We start from the raw sequence: 20710 nt of genomic DNA, 5'->3' as shown, positions 1-20710 counted from the left end.
GTCGTTCGGCATCATCCTGTTGCGGAAAACTTAAAGAATTGGCTTAAGAAACCTCGAAAGATCGTGGATCGACGGCAAGATGGCGGCGAGGGGTCGCCGGACGCCTCGGTCTGCCCGGAAGGGGAAACGGCTTGGACAGGCTCGACAAGAAGATTCTTCGGCTCCTGCAGGAAGATGCGACGCTGGCGGTCGCCGACGTCGCAAAGCGCGTCGGGCTGTCCACGACGCCGTGCTGGCGCCGCATCCAGAAGCTGGAGGAGGAAGGCGTCATCGTCCGGCGCGTCGCGGTCCTCGATCCGGTCAAGGTCAACGCGCGGGTGACGGTCTTTGTGTCGGTGCGGACCGGTTCTCACTCGGTGGAATGGCTGAAGCGCTTTTCCGAGGTGGTTCAGGAGTTTCCTGAGGTCATCGAGTTCTACCGCATGAGCGGCGACGTCGATTATCTCCTGCGTGTCGTCGTGCCCGACATCGCGGCCTACGATTCGTTCTACAAGCGGCTGATCGCCAGGATCGAGATCCGCGACGTCTCCTCGGCGTTCGCGATGGAGCAGATTAAGTACACGACCGAGCTTCCGCTCGATTATCTCGTGCTGGACAAGGACCAGCGGGAGAGCTGACCCCTCCCGCCGGCCGGACGTTTCAGCGGTTGAGGCGCGCGAGCAGCGAGGACGTGTCCCAGCGCTTGCCGCCCATGGCTTCGACCTCGGCGTAGAACTGGTCGATCAGCGCAGTCGCAGGGAGTGAGGCGCCGTTGCGCTTGGCCTCGGCGAGGCAGATGCCGAGGTCCTTGCGCATCCATTCGACCGCGAAGCCGAAGTCGTAGCGGCCTTCGTCCATCGTCTTGTGGCGGTTCTCCATCTGCCAGGAGCCCGCCGCGCCCTTGGAGATCACCTCGACGACCTTGGAGATGTCGAGACCGGCCCGCTGGCCGAAATGCACGGCTTCCGACAGCCCCTGCACGAGGCCCGCGATGCAGATCTGGTTCATCATCTTGGTCAGCTGGCCGGAGCCCGCCGGCCCCATCAGGCCGATCATTCGCGAGTAGGCCTCGATGACCGGGCGCGCCGCCTCGAACGTGTCGGCCTCGCCACCGACCATCACGGTGAGGACGCCGTTTTCCGCGCCTGCCTGTCCGCCGGATACCGGCGCGTCGAGGAAGCGGAGGCCCTTGTCGCGCAGGCCCGTCTCCAGTTCGCGGGCGAGTTCGGCGGACGCCGTCGTGTGGTCGACGAGGATCGCTCCGGCCTTCATGCCGGCCATGGCCCCGTCCTCGCCGTAGATGACGGAGCGCACGTCGTCGTCGTTGCCGACGCAGACGAAGACGATGTCGGCCTCATGTGCCGCTTCGCGCGGTGTCGATGCGCTCCGGCCGCCGTGCTTCCCGACCCACGCATCGGCCTTGCCGGCGCTACGGTTGTACACGGTGACGTCGTGACCCTTCGCCGCCAGATGGCCGGCCATAGGGAAGCCCATGACACCCATGCCGATGAAGCTGGTTGCAACCATTCGAACGTCCCTCCGTTTGCCGAACACTGCGAAAAGTTTAGCTGTACAACAGTGTTCAGCTGCCTGATCGCAGACGGGTAGAGAATGATCACGGAGAGGACGCAAGGCCTCGTATCCGAAATTCGGGAACGGGCGTGGCGAGAAGTTGATCGGCGTTTCAATTCGAGCGGGAAAGGCAGCTTGGTGGACGGGGGAGAAACGACGCATCACAGTGTCGGCGACGGGCCGAACCAGACCGTGGGAGCCGAGCGGCGGCGCGGACGCCCGACCAAAACTGCCGCGGCCGGTCTATCGCATACGATCCTCGAAATTGCCTTCCGCCAGTTCCTCGAAGCCGGTTACAGTGCGACGAGCATGGATTCGGTCGCAGCCGAGGCCCGCACGTCGAAGCGGACGCTCTACGATCGGTTTCCGTCCAAGCAGCGTCTGTTCGAGGCGGCGCTGCACCACCAGATTCTGTTCAACTACGACGCCTTGCGGGTTCTGGAGACACAGACAGGCCCGATTGCGGAGGTCCTTCCCCAGATCGCCGTCTGGCTGCGAACCAACACGTTCGCCCCGCGGACGATCTCGCTCTTTCGGCTTCTCGCTGCCGAGGGGCATCGGCATCCCGAACTGGCGGACTACTCGGAGAGCCGTGTCCTGCGACCGATCATCGTCGCTTTGACGAACGTCTTCGCCCGGGCTTGCGAACGTGGAGAAGTTCGCGACATGCCACCGGAGTTCCTTGCCAACCAGTTCGTCCAGGCGATCTGCGGCGGCGATATCCGTGCCAGCATCTACGGCGTCCCCAAGACGGATGGGGCGGATGCCATTGCGCTCCGCACCCAGTATGCCGTGGATCTCTTTCTGAGAGGAGCCGCACCAGCCACTTAGGCCAAGGGGCCGCAGCGCTTCTCCAGTGTCAGCGCTGGAGGTGCCTCGTCAGCCGCGACTCGGCAAGGTTGGTAAGGCGACGGACGATCTCGACGAGCGCGAGATAGAAGATCGCGGCCCAGACATAGGTCTGGATATCGAAGCTGCGCGAGAACGCGCGGCGCGTTTCGCCGAACAGATCGAACACGCTGATGATCGCGACGATCGCCGACGCCTTGACCATGAGGATGAACTCGTTCGCGTAGGGTCGCAGGGCGACGATCATCGCCTGCGGTGCGATCACGCGTCGGATCGTGACGCTGCGGGGTAGGGCGAGCGCCCGGGCGCCCTCCCACTGTCCTTGCGCCACGCTCTGGATCGCGCCGCGCAGGATTTCAGCTTGGTAGGCGGCCGTGTTGAGAGAGAGCGCGAAGATCGCGCAATACCAGGCGTCTCGGAAGAACCACCAGAGGCCAACCATCTCGAAAGCTGACCGGAACGTGCCGAAGCCGTAGTAGATCAAAAAGACCTGCGCGATCAGCGGCGTGCCGCGGAAGAACGAGACGTATGAGAACGCGGCGCCGCGCGCGAGCCCGTTCCGAGCCATGCGGCCCGCCGCGATCGGCACGGATAGGACTGCCCCGAGCACGTAGGACAGGGTGACGATCGTCAGCGTCGTCCAGAGGCCCCTAAGGTACACCGGACCGTAGGTCGCGATGAGGTCTGGGTTCCAGGCCCGGACGAGATAGACCAGAAGGGCGACGCCGCCGACTGCCCAGAGCCCCAGCGTCAGAAGGCCGGTCACTCCGGGACGAGGGCGGCGGACAGGAGGAGGTGCCAGGCTCATCGCGCCACCTCGCCGCGCTTGGTCCAAAGTTCGAGCCGCCGCAGACCGACGGCCGACACGAGGGTCAGGACGAGATAGAGGACGCAAGCGAATCCGAAGAAGAAGAACGGCTCGCGCGTCACCCGCGCCGCAACGCCGGTCTCGCGCATGATGTCCGCAAGGCCGATCACCGACACGAGCGCCGTATCCTTCAGGAGGTTCAGCCAGACGTTGGAGAGGCCGGGAAGGCTGATGCGCAGAAGCTGCGGCAGGATCACCAGCCACAGGATCCGCCGGTGCGGCAGACCGAGCGCCTTGGCGCCCTCCCACTGACCATCGGGGATGGCGCGGAAGGCCGACAGGAAGACTTCGGACGAGTAGGCCGCGAACACGAGGCCGAGCGCGACCATTCCGGATACGAAGCTCGACAGTGTCCACTGGCCGAGGCCGAGCGCACCAGTGGCCGCATTCAGGAGGTTCTGGCCGCCGTAGTAGACCAGGAAGAGTGTCAGGAGCTCGGGAAGGCCACGAAACAGGGTGGTGTAGATGTCGGCGGAGAGCCGCAGTCCAGGGTCCTCGCCGCGCTTGGCGAGAGCGAGCCCGAGCCCGAGCAGGAGGCCGAAGGGAAGGGTCGCCAGAGCCAGCGATACGGTGACGATCACGCCGCGAGCGATCTCGTCACCCCAGCCGGTGTCGCCGTAGGCGAGTAGCGAAAGATAGTCCATCTGCCGATCGCAACCCGCCGACGCTGAAAGACAAGAGCGCCGGGCCCGGCACGATGGCGCGGGTCCGGCGCGAACTCGGACGACCTCGATCAGCCGCCGTAGACGTCGAACTTGAAGTACTTGTCGTTGATCGTCTTGTAGGTGCCGTTCTCGCGGATGGCCACGATGGCGTCGTCGAACATCTTCTTGAGCTTCTCGTCGCCCTTGCGAAGCGCGATGCCGGCTCCCGGCCCGTAGATAGACTCATCGACGGGGAGCGTACCGAGAAGCTTGCAGCAGGCGCCCGCCGGGCTCTCGAGCCACTGCGTCAACACCACCACGTCGTCGCTGACGGCATCCAAGCGACCGTTCTCGATGTCGAGCTTGTACTCCTCCGCGGTCGGATAGACGCGCACGTCGGCATCGGGGAAGAACTTCTGGACGGCCTGCGCGTGGGTCGTCGAACCCTGTGCGCCGATCGCTTTGCCGGCGAGCGAAGCGGCACTCGTGTCGGCAATGTCGGAGTCCTTCGGCACGGCCAGCGCGCCCGGAGAATTATAGTACTTGTTGGTGAAGAGCACCTGCTGCGAGCGCTCCGGCGTGATCGACATCGAAGCGATGATCGCGTCGAAGCGGTTGTTCTGGAGGGCGGGGATCATGCCGTCCCAGTCCTGCGTCACGAAGGTGCACGTCACCTTCATCTGGTCGCAGAGCGCATTGGCGATGTCTATGTCGAAGCCGAGCAGCTTGCCCGAGGCGTCGAGGTAATTGAACGGAGGATAAGCGCCCTCCGAGCCGATGCGGACCTCGGTCCAGGTCTTGTTCGCATCGCTCTCCTGCGCCGCGGCGGGGACGACGGCGAGGGCGGTCAGCGCGACGGCTGCCAGGAGGTTCTGGATCTTTGTCATGGGCCTTGGGTGTCCTGCCGAGCCGAAATAGACCGTGCCTGCCTTATGAGCATGCTTCTCGAAGGGGCGATGTTGCCGTTTCCGTCAATTTTGGCAACCCGTCCGACAGCAACGGCGGCGCCTCATCCCCGAGAAAGCGCAAATTCCCGCGCCAGGCCAAGGTCGTCTGGGGTGTTGACGTTGAAGAACGGATCGCCGCCCGGCGCCGCGGGCGACGAAGGGAATGGGACTTCCTCGACGTCAAAGCGTTCCATCACGGATCGAAGCGATGGCGCGGCTTGAGCATCGAGGTGCTGGTCGGCGAGAAATTCGAGCGCGACCGCCGGCCACAGGGCGCAGACGGGATGCAAGCGTCCGCTCGAGGATGCGACCCGTAACCTCTCGCTGCGCGTTCCCCCGAGAAGGCGGGGCACGAAGTCCTCAGGAAGGAAGGGCGTATCCGATGGCGCACTGAGGAGGCGCGCGTCGCGAGATTGGGTGGCCAAGGCGTGGCGCGCGCCGGTCTGGAGTCCGGCCAGCGGGCCGGCGTAGCCCGGCACATGATCCCGAAGGCAGCCCGCATCGAGACCGGCGTAGAGGTCCGGCCGATCGGTCGCGACCAGAAGCTCGGCGACATGCGGCCGCAGACGGTCGGCCACCCGACCGATCATGCTGCGTTCGCCTATGCAAAGGAGAGGCTTTGGCTGGCCCGGCCCCATCCGCGACGACCGGCCTCCTGCAAAAATCAGGCCGATGACGATCGGTGCGGTCCGACTCACGCGGCGCTGCTGGCGGGTCGTCGGCGCGCCTCCCGATGGAGGGTATAGAGGCCACTGCCGACGACGATCAGCGAGCCCAGCGTCTCGCGCGCCGTCGGGCGCTCGCCGAAGGCCAACATGCCGAGGATGATGGAAAACAGGAGGATCGTGTAGCGGAACGGCGCGACGAAACTCATTTCGCCAAGGCGCACCGCCGCGACGATCAAGGCGTAGCCACAGGCCAACGTCATCGAAGCGAACACGAGAATGATCCAGACCGATCCCGACATCGGTCGCCAGCCGACGACGGGCAAAAACGCGAAGCCGGTGAGGGTCACGGCGATCGAGGTCACGAGCGCGATCTGTGGCGACGACAGATTCGGAGGCATCCGACGGGTCGCCAAGTCGCGCATGGCTGCGAAGACGACGGAAGCCAGCACCCACAGCCCGTAGACGTTGAACCCGTCCACTCCCGGCGCGAGGATGACGAGGACGCCCGCGAAGCCGACCGCGATTGCGGTCCACCGACGCCAACCCACGCTTTCGCCGAGGAACAGAAAGGCGCCAAGGGTGATCGTCAGAGGCAGCGCCTGGAAGATCGCGGCCGTGTTGGCGAGCGGCAGATGCCGCAGGGCGTTCAGGTAGGTCAGCGTGGTGCAGATGTCGGCGAAGGCGCGAACCAGAACCGCAGGTTCGCGCAGGACTGAAAAGGACAGGGCAGCCTTTCGCCAGCGGGCGAAGAGGAACAGCAGGAGCGACGCCATCACACCGCGCACGGCCATGATCTGGACCGGCTCGATCGATTGCGTGGCGAACTTGGTCAGCATGTCGTTTGTGGCGAAGGTCGCCATCGACAGCGTCATCAGGATGCTCGCCTGCAGGTTGGCGCCGAGCGATGCGAAGCGGACAGAAGCAGAGGACACGGAACGGAACCGGACGAATCGTCAGTCAGGCGTAACGTGTCCGTAGCGGCTTGGCGAGGTGCTCACCACGAAAGCCGTCCAATAAACAAATCACCCCGCAACTCGTGTTGCGGGGTGATTTCAGACGAGCGTGAAACTCGATCAGTAGCGGGAATATCCGCGGTCGCGGCGACCCATATCGCGGCCGACGAGCGCACCGGTCGTACCGCCGGCCAGACCGCCGATCACAGCGCCGCCCGAGCCACCGATCGCGTTACCGATCACGGCGCCACCCGTACCGCCGATCACGGCACCGCCCACGGTGCGCTCGGTCGTGGTGCAGCCGGCCATGGTCAGGGTCGCAGCGCCGAGCACCAGCGCGGTTTTCCAGGTGGACGTCATGTCTCTCTCCAGTCCTAACAAGGTTCTACTGCGGCGAAAATGCGCAGCGCCCCGTTCGGTTCCGACGAATGAATTCAGCCGCCGGTCACGCTCATGTGCCGCGAGACGCTGGGTCGGCTGGTCGTGCGATCGATCACGAAATCGTGGCCCTTCGGCTTGCGCGCGATCGCGGCGTCGATGGCGCGGTGCAGAGCCTCGTCGCTTTCGCTGGAACGCATCACCGAACGCAGATCGGCCGCGTCCTCCTGCCCGAGGCACATGAAGAGCGTGCCGGTGCAGGTAAGGCGGACGCGGTTGCAGCCTTCGCAGAAGTTGTGGGTCATCGGGGTGATGAAACCGAGCTTGCCGCCGGTTTCCGTGACCGAGACGTAGCGGGCCGGTCCCCCGGTCCGCTCCGGCAGGTCGGAGAGCGTGAACTCCCGCGACAGTCGCTCGCGCACCACGCTCAGCGGCAGGTAGCGGTCGGTACGGTCCTCGTCGATCTCGCCGAGCGGCATGGTTTCGATCAGCGTCAGGTCCATGCCCTGTCCGTGCGACCAGCGCACCATCTCGGACAGTTCGTCCTCATTTACGCCCTTTAGCGCCACGGCGTTCAGCTTGATGCGGATGCCCGCCGCCTGGGCCGCGCGGATGCCGTCCATGACCGTGGCGAAGTCGCCGCGCCGGGTGATGCGGCGGAAGCGCTCGGGGTCCATCGTATCCAGCGAGACGTTGATGCGGCGGACGCCGCAGTCCGCGAGTTCGTCGGCGAACTTCGCCAGTTGCGACCCGTTGGTGGTGAGCGTCAGCTCCTGCAGCGCGCCGCTCTCAAGGTGACGCGACAGCCGGCGGACCAGCTGCATCAGGTTGCGGCGGACAAGCGGCTCGCCGCCCGTCAGGCGAAGGCGCTTTACGCCCCGTTCCACGAAGGCGGACGAGATCCGGTCGAGCTCCTCGAGTGTCAGAAGATCGCGCTTGGGCAGGAACTGCATGTCTTCGGCCATGCAGTAGACGCAGCGGAAATCACAGCGGTCGGTGACCGAGACGCGGAGATAGGTGACATGCCGACCGAAGGGATCGACCAGCCCCGCCTTGGACGGCGCTGCACGTTGGACGGTTGGGATGTCGAGCATGTCGCCGGGCGGAAAACCGCCCCCTTCTCGTTGCCTTGCCTTGTGAATGTGGCTTCGGGGGTGCATGGGGTCAACCCGAACGAGGACGAGAACGGACGCAGACCATGACTGGCGTGACCGCACCCGAACAGTTGGCCGTCTCGCGCGACCGCCGCCTCCTGACGCTTCGCTACGCCGACGGGCGGCGCCATGAACTCACCGCGGAGATGCTGCGCGTCCTCTCGCCCTCCGCCGAAGTGCAGGGGCATTCGCCCGAGCAGCGGGTCACGGTCGCCGGCAAGAGCGAGGTCGCGATCAGCGACATCCGTCCGATCGGCCACTATGCGGTGCGCATCGTCTTCGACGACGGGCACGACTCCGGGCTCTTCACCTGGTCCTATCTCGACCGACTCGGCACCGAGAAGGATGCGCTCTGGCAGGCGCACCTCGCCGACCTCGCGGCGAAGGGGCTTCTTCGTTAGGCTGCGTTCAAGCGTCGCGACGTGTCGGCACGAACGGCGGCAGGCTCTCGAAGGCCGACTTCAGGGCATCGGACCAGCCGTCCGAAATCGTCCGGTAGTAGGGATCGCGGTCGTCGAACCGCTGCCGAAAACCGGCCTGCAGGCTGTCGGTCTCGTAGACCTGCACATCGATCGGCAGCCCGACCGAGAGGTTCGACTTGATGGTCGAATCGAACGACACGAGGAGGAGCTTCACCGCGTCCTCCAGCGGCATGTCGGGATCGTAGGTCCGCACCAGGATCGGCCGGCCGTACTTGTGCTCGCCGATCTGGAAGAACGGGTTGTCCGGGCCGGCCTCGATGAAGTTGCCTTCCGGGTAGATCATGAACAGGCGCGGCTGGCCGCCCGCGATCTGCCCGCCCAGAATGAAGCTGCCGGAGAAACGGCCGCTCGCCTCCTGTCCGCTGTCGGAGGTGTAGGAGATGACCTCGCGCAAGGTCTCGCCGATCAGCTTGGCCGTCTGGAACATGGAAGGCTGACTGAGAAGGGCCGACTTGCGCTGGGCGGGCGCAAGGCCGCGCTCCTCCAGAAGCGAGATCGTCGATTGCGTCGTCGCCAGGTTTCCCGCGCTCAGCAGGGTCAGGAACCGCTCGCCCGGCACGTTCCAGGACCGGAGCTTGGTCACGACGGAAATGTTGTCGATGCCCGCGTTGGTGCGCGTGTCGGACATGAAGACGAGGCCACGCTTCAGGAGAAGCCCGACGCAATAGGTCACGTTGCAGTCTCCGCTTTCACGCCGCGTCCGGCGTTCTCCAACTATCGGACAAGCGGTATCCCCGGTGTCAGTCGCGCGGGCAAGTGGGCTCCGACGAACATATTCCGGGTGCGGCTTTCGGGCCGCACGGGACGCCTCAGGAGTAGAAGCTGTAGGAGCGTGCGATCTCGTTGGAGAGGCGATTGTTCTCGACGATCAGCGTCTCCAGGAACTCGTGCAGTCCCCCATCGATGATCTCCATCACCGACCGGTCCTCCAGCCGCGCGGCAATCGCGCGGGCCGTGGCGTGGCAGTCGTGCTCGACACCGTAGGCGCGCGCGAGGAAGTCCAGGCTGTCGTTGATGCAGCGGTAGGAATAGGCGAGCGAGCGCGGCATGCGCTTGTTCAGAAGGAGGAAGTCGATGATGTCCATCGCCCGGAAGTCGGCGTCGTATTCCCAGGCATAGGAGCGCAGCGCCGAGACCGAACGGAGGATCGAGCCCCACTGGTAGTTGTCGAGCGACGAGCCGATTGAGGAGTGCTCCGGCAGGAGCACCCAGTATTTCACGTCGAGGATGCGCGCGGTGTTGTCAGCCCGCTCGATGAAGGTGCCGAGGTTGCAGAAGTCGAAGATCGTGTTGCGCAGCATCGTGCCGTAGAACGTGCCGCGGATCAGCGCCGTGCGCGCCTTCACGAAATCGAGGAGGGCGGGCAGGTCCTCGACGGGGCGGGACAGGCGCTGGCGCAGCATCATCCAGCTTTCGTTCAGCGCCTCCCACGTCTCGCGCGTCAGGGCGGTGCGGACCATGCGACCGTTGGTACGCGCCACGCCGATCGACGACAGGACGCTCGACGGATTGTCGAGGTCGCGCAGCATGTAGTCGATGATGTGCTCGGGATCGTATTCCGGATACTTGGCGAGGTAGCCGCTTTCGACGCCCGCCGACACCAGGACGGACTGCCACTCGTCGGGCTCCGCCGACAGGTTGGTGAGCGACAGTCGCAGGCCGGCATCGAGAAGACGCGCCATGTTCTCGGCGCGCTCGATGTAGCGCTGCATCCAGAAGAGGCCGTTGGCGGTACGTCCGAGAAGAGGCATGGGCGGTCGACGATCCTTGGTGAGCGGTTCGATGGGGGAGGAGGGGCGTCGTTTCCGTCAGTCCTCCAGAACCCAAGTGTCCTTTGTGCCCCCGCCCTGGCTCGAATTGACCACCAGCGAGCCCTCGGTGAGGGCGACGCGCGTGAGCCCGCCCGGGATGATCTTCACGGTGTCCGACACCAGCACGAAGGGTCGCAGGTCGACATGGCGCGGCGCCAGGCCCTTTTCGGTCAGGATCGGCACCGTCGAAAGGGCCAGCGTCGGCTGGGCGATGTAGTTGCCGGGCCGCTCGCGCAGCTTTGCGGCAAAGGCCTCGCGCTCGGGCTTCGAGGCGGCCGGGCCGACCAGCATCCCGTAGCCGCCGGAACCGTGCACCTCCTTCACCACCAGTTCGGCGAGGTGCTCGAGCACGTAGGCGAGGCTGTCCGCTTCGGCGCAGCGCCAGGTCGGGACGTTCTCGAGGATTGCCTTGCGGCCGGTGTAGAACTCCACGATCGCCGGCATGTAGGAGTAGATCGCCTTGTCGTCGGAGATGCCGGTGCCGGGCGCGTTGGCGATGGTGATGCCGCCGTTCTTGTAGACCTCCATGATGCCGGGGACGCCGAGAAGCGAGTCCGGCTTGAAGGAGAGGGGATCGAGATAGGCGTCGTCGACCCGGCGGTAGAGGACGTCGATCGGCAGATAGCCCTCGGTCGTGCGCATCGCGATACGCCCGTCGATGAGCTTGAGGTCCGATCCTTCGACGAGTTCCACGCCCATCTGGTCGGCGAGGAAGGCATGCTCGTAATAGGCGGAGTTGTGGATGCCGGGCGTCAGGATCGCGACGCGGGGAACGCCGGTCGTCGCGGACGGGGCCGTCGCCTGGAGCGAGCGGCGAAGGTGCCGCGGATAGGTCTCGACCGGCCGCACGCGGTTCTGCGCGAAAAGCTCGGGAAACATCTGCATCATCGTTTCCCGGTTCTCGATCATGTAGGACACGCCGGACGGGGTCCGCGCGTTGTCCTCCAGGACGTAGAACTGGTTCTCGGCGGTGCGCACGATGTCGACGCCGATGATGTGGGTGTAGACCCCGCCGGGCGGCCGGAAGCCGACCATCTGCGGGATGAAGGCTTCGTTGCCCTCGATCAGGCGCTCGGGCACGATGCCGGCCTTCACGATCTCCTGATTGTGGTAGATGTCGTCGAGGAAGGCGTTGAGGCCGCGAACGCGCTGCTCGATGCCTTCGGCGAGGACCGACCATTCCGAGCCCGAGATGATGCGCGGCACGAGATCGAACGGGATCAGCCGTTCGGCGGCCTCCTCCTTTCCGTAGACGTTGAAAGTGATGCCGGTGCGACGAAAAAAGCTTTCGGCCTCGCCGGCCTTGGCGGCAAGCGTCGCCGGCACCTGCTTCTCGTACCAGGATTGGAAACGGCGATAGGGAGCACGTACGCCGTCGCTTCCGTTCAGCATCTCGTCGAATCCAGCCACGCCCCGTCTCCTCGCTGCTGTGCAGCATCAGAATGCGCGAAATGCGCGAGATTCCAAGATGCCAGAGGCCGTCGATGCGATATTCTGCCCACGAACGCGGCCGGGCGATGGGATGCGGGACCTGCATCTCCGGCGACGGAGGACGGTCGGCGTAGCGCCCGGCATCATGACGAGGGAGCAGGCGGGGATGAGCAAGGCGACGGAGGAGGCTTCGGCCCGTCTCGACGACGCGGCGCGCGCCGGCTGGCTCTACTACATCGCGGGCAACACGCAGGAGGAGATCGCCGTCAAGCTCGGCATTTCGCGGCAGGGCGCCCAGCGCCTCGTGTCGCTGTCGGTGTCGGCCGGGCTCGTCAAGGTTCGCATCGACCATCCCATCGCCGCCTGCCTTGAACTCGGCGCCCGACTGGTGGAGCGCTTCGGCCTGCGCTCCGCCGAAGTGGTGCCGTCGGACCCCGAATCGCCCTCGACGACCCTTGGCATCGCGGAAGCCTGCGCGGCCCGGCTGGAGCGCACGCTCCTGCGCCCCGATCCGCTGGTGATCGGCGTCGGAACCGGGCGGACGCTCCGCGCGGCTGTGGAAAGCCTGCCGCGGATGAAGTGTCCGCAACATCGACTGGTCTCGCTTACGGGCAACATCGCGCCGGATGGCTCGGCCGCGATCTACAACGTGATCTTCTCGCTCGCCGACAAGATCGATGCAGCCCACTACCCGATGCCACTGCCGGTGGTCGCGACCTCGCCGCAGGAGCGCGCGCTTCTACATCAGCAGAAGGTCGTCCAGGCATCGCTGCAACTGGCCCGCCAGGCCGATATCGCCTTCGTCGGCATCGGCGAGGTCGGCCCGCAGGCACAACTCCTGATGGATCGCTTCATCTCCGAATCGGAGCGGGACGAACTCGTCGCGACCGGGGGCATCGGCGAGGTCGTCGGCTGGGTCTACGATGCCGACGGACGGATTCTCGACTGCGCCTTCAACAAGCGCGTGGTCAGCCCGCCGTTCCCTCTTGCCGTCGGAACCGAAGTGATCGGCGTCGCGATGGGTGCGTCGAAACGCGACAGTATCCTCGCGGCCCTGAAAGGGGGTCTGATCGGCGGGCTCATCACCGACGAGATCACTGCATCCGCCCTGGTCGGGAATTGAAGGCGGCGCAGGGGAGGGCGCCGGGCGGGAAAGTCCGTGGGATACGCTGCATTGCAGCGTGTGAATCATTTGACACCTGCGCATACGGGTGAGAATTTGCTCGCAGAGTGGGTATTTGCCCATGTGGGGCTGGGAGGCTTCTGACGATGAATCAACGGTTTTGGATTGCCGGCGCCATGGCGCTTGCGGCTTCGGTCGCGCTGCCGGCGCAGGCGCAGACGACGCTGACGATCGGCACGGTCAATAACAGCGACATGATCCGCATGCAGGGTCTGACGGGTGAGTTCACGAAGGCTCACCCAGATATTCAGGTGAACTGGGTCACCCTGGAAGAGAACATCCTGCGTCAGCGCGTGACGACCGACATCGCCACCAAGGGCGGGCAGTTCGACATCATGACGATCGGCACCTACGAGGTTCCGATCTGGTCGAAGCAGCAGTGGCTGGCGCCGCTCGACAATCTCGGCGCCGAGTACGATGCCGACGATCTCCTGCCGCCGATCCGCACGGCGCTGTCGACAGACGGCAAGCTCTACGCCGCGCCGTTCTACGCCGAGAGCGTGATGACGCTCTATCGCAAGGATCTTCTTGAGAAGGCCGGGCTGACGATGCCCGAGAAGCCGACCTGGGACTTCATCTCGCAGGCCGCCGAGAAGATGACCGACAAGAATGCCGGCGTCTACGGCATCTGCCTGCGCGGCAAACCGGGCTGGGGCGAGAACATGGCCTTCCTCGGCAACATGGCGCGCGAGTTCGGGGCGAACTACTTCGATGCGTCCTGGAAGCCGCAGTTCGAGAGCGAAGGCTGGAAGAAGGCCGTCACCCTCTACGTCGACCTGATGACGAAGTACGGACCTCCGGGCGCCGCTGCCAACGGCTTCAACGAGAACCTCTCGCTGTTCGGCCAAGGCAAGTGCGGCATGTGGATGGACGCCACCGTCGCCGCCTCGTTCGTGACCGATCCGAAGCAGAGCCAGGTGGCCGACAAGGTGGGCTTCGCGCCGGCGCCCTGCGGCACCAACAATTGCCCGAACGAGGGCGCGAACTGGCTCTGGGCCTGGTCGCTCGGCATCCCGGCTTCGTCGCAGAAGAAGGAAGCCGCAGAGACCTTCATCTCCTGGGCGACCTCGAAGGCCTACGCCGAGCTCGTGGCGTCGAAGGAAGGCTGGGCGAACGTCCCTCCGGGCACGCGCTCCTCGCTCTACGCGAACGAGAACTACACGAAGGCCGCGCCCTTCGCCGCGCAGACGCTGGCCGCGATCAACAAGGCCGATCCGTCTATGGGCCCGGACAAGCCCTATGTCGGCCTGCAGTTCGCCGCGATCCCCGAGTTCCAGGGTCTCGGCACCGCGGTCGGTCAGGTGATGGCCGCGGCGCTGTCAGGCCAGCAGAGCGTCGACCAGGCGCTGGCTGCCGCACAGGCGCAGGCCACCCGCGAAATGACGCGCGCCGGCTACATCAAGTAAGCCGCCTCGGGCTCCCCGGCTCTCAAGCCGAGGAGCCTTCCGACTTTCGGACGGCAGGCGCGGCCCGAACGGCCGCGCCGCATCCGCTTCCCCGTGAGAATTTCCCGTCGCCGCGCTGGACGCCGACCGCAAGGGTTCGGTTCGTCGCGCCGCATCGGCCTTTTTCGGAGCGATCCCATGGCGACAACGCATACGCGGTCCGCAGCGCGCCTGATGATGGCGCCGTCCGTCATCGCGCTCTTCATCTGGATGATCGTCCCGCTGGCGCTGACGCTCTGGTTCTCGACGCTCCGCTATACGTTCTACGACCCGCTGACGCCTTTCATCGGGATCGAGAACTACACCTACTTCCTGACCGACCCGCGCTTCATCAGCGCCTTCCAGAACACGCTGATCCTCGTCGCGGGAGTGCTGTGCATCACCGTCATCGGCGGCACCTTGATCGCGCTCCTTCTCGACCAGCAGTTCTTCGGCCAGTCGCCGGTGCGCCTTCTTGTCCTCGCACCGTTCTTCGTCATGCCGACGGTGGCGGCGCTCGTCTGGAAGAACATGATGATGAACCCGGTCTACGGCGTCATCGCGCAAGGGCTCACCGCGATCGGCCTGCCGCCGATCGACTGGCTGACCAACTACCCGCTCCTGTCGATCATCATCATCGTCGCCTGGCAGTGGCTGCCGTTCGCGACGCTGATCCTCCTCACCTCGCTGCAGTCGCTCTCCGAGGATCAGAAGGAGGCGGCCGAGATGGACGGCGCGAAGGCGCTCTCGATCTTCTGGTACATCACGCTGCCGCACATGAAGCGGGCGATCACCGTGGTGATCCTGATCCAGACGATCTTTCTCCTGTCGGTCTATGCCGAGATCTTCGTGACGACGGGCGGCGGCGTCTCTTCGTCCAATCTACCGTTCCTGATTGCCTCGATCATCTCGCTGGAAGGGGATGTCGGTACGGCGTCGGCCGGCGGCATCGTCGCCGTCGTGCTCGCCAACATCGTCTCGATCTTCCTCGTGCGCCTCGTCGGCAAGAATCTGGAGGCCTGATATGGCGCGCCGCGTTTCCACCCAGCGCAAGATCGGCATGACGGTGCTTGCCTGGGCCGTCGGTCTCCTGATCTTCTTTCCGATTCTCTGGACGGTCCTGACCTCGTTCAAGACCGAGCTCGACGCGATCTCGATCCCGCCGAAGTTCCTGTTCTTCGACTGGACGACCGAGAACTACGTGGCGATCCAGGAGCAGCGGAACTACTTCGCCTTCCTCCTGAACTCGGTCTACCTGTCGCTCGGCTCGACGGCGCTCGGCCTGATCTTCGCGATCCCCGCCGCCTGGGCGATGGCCTTCTCGCCGACGCCGAAGACTCGCGGCGTGCTCCTGTGGATGCTGTCGACGAAGATGATGCCGGCCGTCGGCGCGCTAGTGCCGGTGACGATCCTGTTCCGCAACTTCGGCCTTCTCGACAGCCGCTTCGGCCTGATCGTGATCCTCTTCCTGATCAACCTGCCGATCATCGTCTGGATGCTCTACACCTACTTCAAGGAGATCCCCGGCGAAATCCTGGAAGCTGCGCGCATGGACGGCGCGAACCTGCGGCAGGAGCTCTTCCGGGTGCTGGCGCCGATGGCGCTGCCGGGCATCGCATCGACGGTGCTCCTCAACGTGATCCTCGCCTGGAACGAGGCGTTCTGGACGCTGCTGCTGACGACCACGAACGCGGCGCCGCTGACGGCCTTCATCGCGTCGTTCTCGAGCCCGCAAGGCAACTTCTACGCCAAGCTTTCGGCGGCCTCGACGCTCGCCATCGCGCCCATCCTCATCATCGGCTGGTTCTCCCAGAAGCAGCTCGTCCGCGGCCTGACCTTTGGCGCCGTGAAGTAAGAAGCCGTTTCGGGAGATCCAGACATGAGTGCCATCACCCTCAAGAACGTCCAGAAGCGCTTCGGCGACGCCGTGATCATTCCGGGGATCGACCTCGAGATCCGCGACGGCGAGTTCGTCGTCTTCGTCGGCCCGTCCGGCTGCGGCAAGTCCACGCTGCTCCGCCTGATCGCGGGTCTCGAGGACGTGTCCGGCGGATCGATCGTGATCGACGGCAAGGACGTCACCGAGGCGCCGCCTGCCAAGCGCGGCCTCGCCATGGTGTTCCAGTCCTACGCGCTCTATCCGCACATGAGCGTTGCGGCCAACATCGGCTTCCCGCTGAAGATGGCGGGCATGGACAAGGCGGCGATCGACAAGAAGGTCCAGGCCGCGGCCTCCACGCTCAACCTCACCGATTACCTCAACCGTCGTCCGCGCGAGCTGTCGGGCGGCCAGCGCCAGCGCGTGGCGATCGGGCGCGCCATCGTGCGCGAGCCGAAGGGCTTCCTGTTCGACGAGCCCCTGTCGAACCTCGACGCGGCGCTGCGCGTCAACATGCGGCTCGAAATCTCCGAGCTGCATGCGCAGCTGAGGACCACGATGATCTACGTCACGCACGACCAGGTCGAAGCGATGACGATGGCCGACAAGATCGTGGTGCTCAACCGCGGCAACATCGAGCAGGTCGGCTCGCCGCTGGAGCTCTACGCCCACCCGCGCAACCTCTTCGTCGCCGGCTTCATCGGCTCACCGAAGATGAACTTCCTTGCCGGCGCCTATGCGGCCCAGCATGGCGCGGCGACCGTCGGCGTGCGGCCCGAGCACTTCACGCTCTCGACGACAGGCGGCGCCCTTCGCGGGACCGCGGGCGTCTCCGAGCATCTCGGCTCCGACACCTTCGTCCACGTGAAGATGGACACGGGCGAGATGGTCACCGCCCGCTCGCCGGGCGATTTCCGCGTCAGCCACGGCGACACGGTGTGGCTGACGCCGGAGGAGGGGCGGATGCACCGCTTCGACGCGCAAGGGATGGCGATCCGCTGAGTCCATCGCCTCTGGAGGTGAGGGGGAGGCCGGTTCCGACCTTCGGTCAGCGTCGTTTCTGGCAACCATGGTTGGACGTTCGCGGCGCCCACCGGGGCGTCGCGATTTCAATTTTGCCCGAAACGTGAGAAACGCTGCGGTCAGTTGAGTATTTGGCGAGACAGTTCGTTTGACCGTGACCTCCGAGGCTGCTGGCGAATCCCCGTATTCCGTCGTTGCCATCATCGCGCTGTATAACGGCGCGGAATTCATCGAACGTTCGATCCGGACGGTCCTGTCGCAGACCCGCAAGCCGGACGAATTCATCGTCGTGGACGACGGATCGACCGATGGCGGCGCGGCGATCGTCGAGCGCCTCGCCGAGGAACACTCGTCAATCCGCCTCCTGAAGAAGGAGAATGGCGGCCAGTCTTCGGCACGCAATTTTGCGGTCGCCCATTCCACGAGCCGTCTCATTGCGCTTCTGGACCAGGACGACGGCTGGTATCCCAACCACATCGAGGAACTGATCAAGCCGTTCGAGGCGGGAGATCGCTTCAAGCTCGGATGGGTCTACAGCGATCTCGACGAATGCGACCGCTTCGGTCGCGTCCGCAATCGCTGCATGCTCCAGATGCTGCCGCAAGAGCATCCGAAGACCCAACTGGCGCGCTGCCTTTCCGAGGACATGTTCATCCTTCCGTCGGCCTCGCTGATCGCGCGCGAGGCGTTCGAGGACGTCGGCCGCTTCGACGAACGCCTCAGCGGCTACGAGGACGACGACCTTTTCATCCGGCTGTTCTACGCGGGATGGGACAACGTGTTCCTGCCGAAGTCGCTATCCTACTGGTGCATCTACACCGGTTCGACGTCGTATTCGCCGCGGATGGCCCGCTCGCGGATGATCTATTTCGAGAAGCTCTACAACGACTTCGACAATTCCGACATGCCACTAATGCCGCAGTGGAAGACGATCATCGCACAGCGCTTCTACATGACGGTCTTCGGGGAGCTTCAGCGGGCTGCGATGCTCCGTGACCGAGCGCTCTACGATCGGTCGGTTGCCGATCTGCAGCACATCATTCCGTTCCTGCCGCAGGGGATGCAGCGCCGCGCCCGGATCCGGCTGCGGGCCCTGCGATCCTTCGAGCGGTCCCAGTTCCTCGAGCGAATTGGGGTATTCCGCATCATGCGGGCCGGCTGGCGCATGGTGCTGCGTTTGCGCTGATTGCGGTCGCGTCGCGCGGGTCGGTATCGCCGCGGGAACCCGACCATGTGGCGAATTCCAACGGAACCGGGGGCGTGTTCTCGGCGTCGAACAGTGTCCGCGCGACGGAGGTCAGCCGTGCAGCGACGCCTGGTAGGCGGCTAGCACCTCCTCGATCGGCCCGTGCATGCGCATCCGGCCGTGCTCCATCCAGAGCGCGGTCGTGCACCATTGGCGCAGGAGGTCGTCGGAGTGCGAGGCGAGCACGAGGAGGCCAGCTTCGCCGATGAACGAGCGCATGCGCTCCTTCGCCTGCTGGATGAAGGCCGCATCGCCCGCGCCGATGCCCTCGTCGATCAGGAGGATGTCGGGCCGGATCGAGGTCGATACCGCGAAGGCGAGGCGGGTCGCCATGCCGGTGGAGTAGGTGCGCATCGGCATGTCGAGGAAGCCGCCGAGGTCGCTGACCGCGCCGATCTCATCCATGCGCTTGCGGATTTCGGACTTGGAAAAGCCGAGGAGCCGACCGCGCAGGATGATGTTGTCCCAGCCGGTGGCGTCGGGATCCATGCCGAAGGCGAGGTCGAACATCGGGGCGACGTCGCCCTCGACGACGACGCGCCCGCCTGTCGGCGCGTAGATGCCGGCCATGACGCGCAGCATGGTCGACTTGCCCGCGCCGTTGTGGCCGACGAGACCGACCCGCGTGCCGTGGTCGAGGCGCAGGTTCAGGCCGTCGATCGCCCGCACGCTCATCCGCTTGGTGTCGCGCGGACTGATCTGACCGCCGGTGGCCACCGAGATGATGTTGTTCTTCAGCGACCGGTTGGTCGCGTTGAAGACCGGAATGTCGACGCTGACGTTCTCGAAGGTGATCGACGCCATGACGGTCAGGCCCAGTAGGCGATGCGGGCGCGGAAGCGCGCGAAGAAGAGGACGGCGATCGTACCCATGAGGATCGTCAGGCCGATGCAGGCCAACCAGTTCTGCAGCAGCGCCGGCTGGCCGAGCAGCGGATCGCGCAGGATCTCGATGAGGTGATAGAACGGGTTGATCGCCAGCAGCACCGCCCGGTCGGGCAGCATGTGCGAGCTCCACAGGATCGGCGTCATGAAGAACACGACCTGGACGACGCTCGCGATGATCAGCGGGATGTCGCGGAAACGGGCGCAGAGCGGTCCGAGGATCATGCCGGCGAAGACGCCGTTCAGGATCAGGATCAGCAGCGCCGGGAAGAACAGGAGGCCCGTCATGCCGGGCCAGATGCCGAAGATGATCGCGACGAGGATGTAGATGACGAAGTTGTGGCCGAAGGTCAGCAGCTGGCGCCAGACGAACTGGAAGACGTAAACGCTGAGCGGCATCCGCACCTGCCGCACGGAGGCGGCTGCCGACGAGTAGATGTCGCAGGCGCCTGTGATGAGGCCGGAGATCAGGCCCCACATGATGAAGCCGATCGCTAGGAATGGCAGGTAGGAGCTGATGTCCTGCCGGAAGATCTGCGAGTAGAGAACGCCGAGGCCTGCCACCATGACGCCCATCGAGAGCGTCAGCCAGAGGGGGCCAAGCACCGAACGGCTGTAGTGCTTCTGGACGTCTCGCCAGCCGAGGAAGAGCCACAGCTCGTGCATGCGCAGCCCGGCGAGGAAATCTGCGCCGGCCGCGCGAAGCATGGCCGCGCGGTCCTGATGGCCGTCGGTGACCCAGGTCCGGGCGCTGGTGGCTGCTTTCACGCGTCTTGTCCTTCACGACACCCCTTGGCGGCGGCGTCGGCCATCGTCGTTCGAACGGGTCAGACCCGGCCCTGTCTTGCGGCGGGTCCTGATACCTTGCGGGTGTGCCGGCGCACAAGCCGGGTGGTGTCGGTCAGTCGCGGGACTGGCGGGCGATCTTCTGGAGGTAGATGCCGTAGGTGCTCTTGCCGAGTTCCCGGCCGAGGCGCTCCAGCTGGTCGGCGTCGATGAAGCCGAGGTTGAAGGCGATCTCCTCGGGGCAGGCGATCTTGAAGCCCTGGCGGTGCTCCAGCGTGCGCACGAACTCGGCCGCCTCCAGAAGCGAGTCCGGCGTGCCGGTGTCGAGCCAGGCAAAGCCCCGCCCCATGCACTGGACGCTGAGCGAGCCCTCTTCGAGATAGATCCGGTTGAGGTCGGTGATCTCGAGCTCGCCGCGCGGCGAGGGCTTGAGGCCGCGCGCCAGCTCCGACGCCCGCCCGTCGTAGAAGTAGAGGCCGGTGACGGCCCAGTTCGAGGCGGGGTTGGCGGGCTTCTCCTCGATCGTGGTGGCGCGGCCCGCCTTGTCGA

Annotated in this window: 23 protein-coding genes; 9 read left to right on the top strand and 14 right to left on the bottom strand. The window is 65.2% G+C overall.

Annotated elements, in window-relative coordinates:
- The first annotated feature begins 131 nt into the window (after positions 1 to 131).
- Positions 132 to 617, top strand: a complete 486-nt coding sequence (locus BM175_RS05230; RefSeq protein WP_090960301.1) for an Lrp/AsnC family transcriptional regulator — start codon at positions 132 to 134, stop codon at positions 615 to 617.
- A gap of 22 nt (positions 618 to 639) precedes the next feature.
- On the opposite strand, the gene BM175_RS05225 is transcribed toward BM175_RS05230, so the two are convergent.
- Positions 640 to 1506, bottom strand: a complete 867-nt coding sequence (locus tag BM175_RS05225) for an NAD(P)-dependent oxidoreductase (RefSeq protein ID WP_090960298.1) — start codon at positions 1504 to 1506, stop codon at positions 640 to 642.
- Positions 1507 to 1689: 183 nt separating this feature from the next.
- Here BM175_RS05225 and BM175_RS05220 point away from each other — a divergent pair, with 183 nt between their 5' ends.
- Positions 1690 to 2382: a TetR/AcrR family transcriptional regulator gene (locus tag BM175_RS05220; protein ID WP_175526766.1), complete on the top strand. Its 693-nt coding sequence runs from the start codon at positions 1690 to 1692 to the stop codon at positions 2380 to 2382.
- Between the two features lie 28 nt (positions 2383 to 2410).
- On the opposite strand, the gene BM175_RS05215 is transcribed toward BM175_RS05220, so the two are convergent.
- The 7 genes from BM175_RS05215 to moaA form a co-directional block, all read right to left on the bottom strand.
- Positions 2411 to 3208, bottom strand: a complete 798-nt coding sequence (locus tag BM175_RS05215) for an ABC transporter permease (RefSeq protein ID WP_090960292.1) — start codon at positions 3206 to 3208, stop codon at positions 2411 to 2413.
- A complete protein-coding gene (locus BM175_RS05210) occupies positions 3205 to 3912 on the bottom strand; it encodes an ABC transporter permease (protein ID WP_090960288.1) in 708 nt (235 codons plus the stop codon). Before BM175_RS05210 ends, BM175_RS05215 begins: the two co-directional genes overlap by 4 nt.
- Before the next feature lie 89 nt (positions 3913 to 4001).
- On the bottom strand, positions 4002 to 4799 hold the full coding sequence (locus BM175_RS05205; RefSeq protein WP_090960285.1) for an ABC transporter substrate-binding protein: 798 nt from the start codon (positions 4797 to 4799) through the stop codon (positions 4002 to 4004).
- Between the two features lie 122 nt (positions 4800 to 4921).
- On the bottom strand, positions 4922 to 5557 hold the full coding sequence (gene mobA / locus BM175_RS05200; RefSeq protein WP_139224566.1) for a molybdenum cofactor guanylyltransferase: 636 nt from the start codon (positions 5555 to 5557) through the stop codon (positions 4922 to 4924).
- Positions 5554 to 6459 (bottom strand): DMT family transporter, encoded by a 906-nt coding sequence (locus BM175_RS05195; RefSeq protein ID WP_244545885.1) that lies wholly within the window; start codon positions 6457 to 6459, stop codon positions 5554 to 5556. Before BM175_RS05195 ends, mobA begins: the two co-directional genes overlap by 4 nt.
- Positions 6460 to 6600: 141 nt before the next feature.
- Complete coding sequence (locus BM175_RS05190) at positions 6601 to 6840, bottom strand: YMGG-like glycine zipper-containing protein (RefSeq protein WP_090960276.1); 240 nt, start codon at positions 6838 to 6840, stop codon at positions 6601 to 6603.
- A 74-nt stretch (positions 6841 to 6914) separates the two neighbouring features.
- Positions 6915 to 7952, bottom strand: coding sequence for a GTP 3',8-cyclase MoaA (gene moaA, locus BM175_RS05185; RefSeq protein WP_090960273.1), 1038 nt, complete (start codon positions 7950 to 7952; stop codon positions 6915 to 6917).
- Between the two features lie 104 nt (positions 7953 to 8056).
- Between moaA and BM175_RS05180 the strand changes: the two genes are divergently transcribed.
- A complete protein-coding gene (locus BM175_RS05180; protein ID WP_090960270.1) occupies positions 8057 to 8413 on the top strand; it encodes a gamma-butyrobetaine hydroxylase family protein in 357 nt (118 codons plus the stop codon).
- Positions 8414 to 8420: 7 nt separating this feature from the next.
- Here BM175_RS05180 and BM175_RS05175 read toward each other — a convergent pair whose 3' ends face one another.
- The 3 genes from BM175_RS05175 to BM175_RS05165 all read right to left on the bottom strand — a co-directional run bounded on the left by BM175_RS05175 (position 8421) and on the right by BM175_RS05165 (position 11697).
- Complete coding sequence (locus BM175_RS05175; protein ID WP_090960268.1) at positions 8421 to 9167, bottom strand: proteasome-type protease; 747 nt, start codon at positions 9165 to 9167, stop codon at positions 8421 to 8423.
- A 136-nt stretch (positions 9168 to 9303) separates the two neighbouring features.
- Positions 9304 to 10245 carry an alpha-E domain-containing protein gene (locus BM175_RS05170; protein WP_090960265.1) on the bottom strand — a complete coding sequence of 314 codons (942 nt, stop codon included), beginning with the start codon at positions 10243 to 10245 and terminating at the stop codon, positions 9304 to 9306.
- 57 nt (positions 10246 to 10302) lie between these two features.
- Positions 10303 to 11697: a circularly permuted type 2 ATP-grasp protein gene (locus BM175_RS05165; protein WP_210185770.1), complete on the bottom strand. Its 1395-nt coding sequence runs from the start codon at positions 11695 to 11697 to the stop codon at positions 10303 to 10305.
- A gap of 205 nt (positions 11698 to 11902) precedes the next feature.
- Between BM175_RS05165 and BM175_RS05160 the strand changes: the two genes are divergently transcribed.
- The 6 genes from BM175_RS05160 (at position 11903) to BM175_RS05135 (ending at position 18431) form a co-directional block, all read left to right on the top strand.
- Positions 11903 to 12859, top strand: a complete 957-nt coding sequence (locus BM175_RS05160; protein ID WP_090960259.1) for a sugar-binding transcriptional regulator — start codon at positions 11903 to 11905, stop codon at positions 12857 to 12859.
- Positions 12860 to 13005: 146 nt separating this feature from the next.
- Positions 13006 to 14325: an ABC transporter substrate-binding protein gene (locus BM175_RS05155; protein WP_090960257.1), complete on the top strand. Its 1320-nt coding sequence runs from the start codon at positions 13006 to 13008 to the stop codon at positions 14323 to 14325.
- Between the two features lie 177 nt (positions 14326 to 14502).
- Positions 14503 to 15366 carry a carbohydrate ABC transporter permease gene (locus BM175_RS05150; protein WP_090960254.1) on the top strand — a complete coding sequence of 288 codons (864 nt, stop codon included), beginning with the start codon at positions 14503 to 14505 and terminating at the stop codon, positions 15364 to 15366.
- Between the two features lies 1 nt (position 15367).
- Positions 15368 to 16198, top strand: coding sequence for a carbohydrate ABC transporter permease (locus BM175_RS05145; RefSeq protein WP_090960252.1), 831 nt, complete (start codon positions 15368 to 15370; stop codon positions 16196 to 16198).
- 24 nt (positions 16199 to 16222) lie between these two features.
- Entirely contained in the window at positions 16223 to 17224 is a 1002-nt protein-coding gene (locus tag BM175_RS05140; protein ID WP_090960249.1) for an ABC transporter ATP-binding protein, read from the top strand.
- 175 nt (positions 17225 to 17399) lie between these two features.
- Positions 17400 to 18431 (top strand): glycosyltransferase family 2 protein, encoded by a 1032-nt coding sequence (locus BM175_RS05135; protein WP_244545910.1) that lies wholly within the window; start codon positions 17400 to 17402, stop codon positions 18429 to 18431.
- A 111-nt stretch (positions 18432 to 18542) separates the two neighbouring features.
- Here the strand turns inward: BM175_RS05135 and BM175_RS05130 are convergent, their stop codons facing one another.
- The 3 genes from BM175_RS05130 to BM175_RS05120 form a co-directional block, all read right to left on the bottom strand.
- A complete protein-coding gene (locus BM175_RS05130; RefSeq protein ID WP_090960243.1) occupies positions 18543 to 19295 on the bottom strand; it encodes an ABC transporter ATP-binding protein in 753 nt (250 codons plus the stop codon).
- A gap of 5 nt (positions 19296 to 19300) precedes the next feature.
- Entirely contained in the window at positions 19301 to 20143 is an 843-nt protein-coding gene (locus BM175_RS05125) for an ABC transporter permease (protein ID WP_244545884.1), read from the bottom strand.
- Between the two features lie 133 nt (positions 20144 to 20276).
- The coding region (locus BM175_RS05120) for a sugar nucleotidyltransferase (protein ID WP_244545883.1) at positions 20277 to 20710 on the bottom strand (434 nt) is incomplete at its 5' end.

The sequence above is a fragment of the Aureimonas phyllosphaerae genome, assembly GCF_900113065.1.
GTDB lineage: Bacteria > Pseudomonadota > Alphaproteobacteria > Rhizobiales > Rhizobiaceae > Aureimonas > Aureimonas phyllosphaerae.
The sequence above is the reverse complement of the archived record's forward strand: the minus strand, read 5'-3'. Positions and strand labels throughout refer to the sequence as shown.

Coding starts and splice junctions, on each gene's coding strand:
- BM175_RS05225 (WP_090960298.1), bottom strand. CDS start 1,506: ATGGTTGCAACCAGCTTCATCGGCATGGGTGTCATGGGCTTCCCTATG.
- BM175_RS05215 (WP_090960292.1), bottom strand. CDS start 3,208: ATGAGCCTGGCACCTCCTCCTGTCCGCCGCCCTCGTCCCGGAGTGACC.
- BM175_RS05210 (WP_090960288.1), bottom strand. CDS start 3,912: ATGGACTATCTTTCGCTACTCGCCTACGGCGACACCGGCTGGGGTGAC.
- BM175_RS05205 (WP_090960285.1), bottom strand. CDS start 4,799: ATGACAAAGATCCAGAACCTCCTGGCAGCCGTCGCGCTGACCGCCCTC.
- BM175_RS05190 (WP_090960276.1), bottom strand. CDS start 6,840: ATGACGTCCACCTGGAAAACCGCGCTGGTGCTCGGCGCTGCGACCCTG.
- moaA (WP_090960273.1), bottom strand. CDS start 7,952: ATGCTCGACATCCCAACCGTCCAACGTGCAGCGCCGTCCAAGGCGGGG.
- BM175_RS05180 (WP_090960270.1), top strand. CDS start 8,057: ATGACTGGCGTGACCGCACCCGAACAGTTGGCCGTCTCGCGCGACCGC.
- BM175_RS05170 (WP_090960265.1), bottom strand. CDS start 10,245: ATGCCTCTTCTCGGACGTACCGCCAACGGCCTCTTCTGGATGCAGCGC.
- BM175_RS05165 (WP_210185770.1), bottom strand. CDS start 11,697: ATGCTGAACGGAAGCGACGGCGTACGTGCTCCCTATCGCCGTTTCCAA.
- BM175_RS05160 (WP_090960259.1), top strand. CDS start 11,903: ATGAGCAAGGCGACGGAGGAGGCTTCGGCCCGTCTCGACGACGCGGCG.
- BM175_RS05155 (WP_090960257.1), top strand. CDS start 13,006: ATGAATCAACGGTTTTGGATTGCCGGCGCCATGGCGCTTGCGGCTTCG.
- BM175_RS05150 (WP_090960254.1), top strand. CDS start 14,503: ATGGCGACAACGCATACGCGGTCCGCAGCGCGCCTGATGATGGCGCCG.
- BM175_RS05145 (WP_090960252.1), top strand. CDS start 15,368: ATGGCGCGCCGCGTTTCCACCCAGCGCAAGATCGGCATGACGGTGCTT.
- BM175_RS05140 (WP_090960249.1), top strand. CDS start 16,223: ATGAGTGCCATCACCCTCAAGAACGTCCAGAAGCGCTTCGGCGACGCC.
- BM175_RS05130 (WP_090960243.1), bottom strand. CDS start 19,295: ATGGCGTCGATCACCTTCGAGAACGTCAGCGTCGACATTCCGGTCTTC.